The sequence below is a fragment of the Pseudonocardia yunnanensis genome (genome assembly GCF_039534065.1).
Lineage (GTDB): Bacteria > Actinomycetota > Actinomycetes > Mycobacteriales > Pseudonocardiaceae > Pseudonocardia > Pseudonocardia yunnanensis.
In genome coordinates this window covers 1-728 of record NZ_BAAAUS010000072.1, presented here as the reverse complement: position 1 = coordinate 728, position 728 = coordinate 1, and the positions used below count along the sequence as shown (strand labels likewise).

Genomic DNA, 728 nt, shown 5'->3' with positions numbered 1-728 from the left:
ATGTTGTTCAAGGCCAAGACCGGGGTGGCGTGGCGGGACCTTCCCGAGCGGTACGGGCCGTGGAAGACCGTCTATAACCGGTTCTGGCGTTGGTCACGCAACGGCACCCTGACCGGGTTGGTGGCGTGGGTGCGGGTGATCGCCGAGGCGATCGACGAGCTCGACCGCGAGGTCTCGGTGGACTCCAGCATCGTGCGCGCCCACCAGCATGCCGCCGGCGCCCGCAAGGCCGTCACCGCGCGGTCGTCCCCGGGGGGTGGACGCGTCCTGCAGCGGACACGACGTGCCAGATGATCATGCTATCGGGCGGTCTCGTGGCGGGCCCTCCACCAAGATCCATCTCGCCTGCGACGGTCACGGCCGTCCGTTGTCGGTGGTGTTGACCGGCGGCAACGTCAACGACACCACCATGTTCGAGCAGGTCCTGGAGGGCGTCGAGTTCCGCCGCCCCGGCCCCGGTCGCCCGGCCACGCGTCCCGTTCGGGTGCTCGGGGACAAGGGGTACTCCAGCCGCGCCAACCGCGCATACCTGCGGCGACGCGGGATCCGGGCGACCATCCCCGAGCGGCGTGACCAGCAAGCCAATCGGGCCCGCCGCGGGTCAGCGGGTGGGCGCCCACCCGCGTTCGACAAGGTCGCCTACAAGCGGCGCAACGTCGTCGAACGCTGCTTCAACCGGTTCAAGCAGTACCGGGCCATTGCCACCCGCTACGACAAGACCGCCACGT

Annotated in this window: 1 pseudogene; it reads left to right on the top strand. The window is 69.8% G+C overall.

The features are described from left to right. Window positions 1–728 (top strand): annotated as a pseudogene (locus ABD743_RS44305) (IS5 family transposase); the annotation flags it as partial.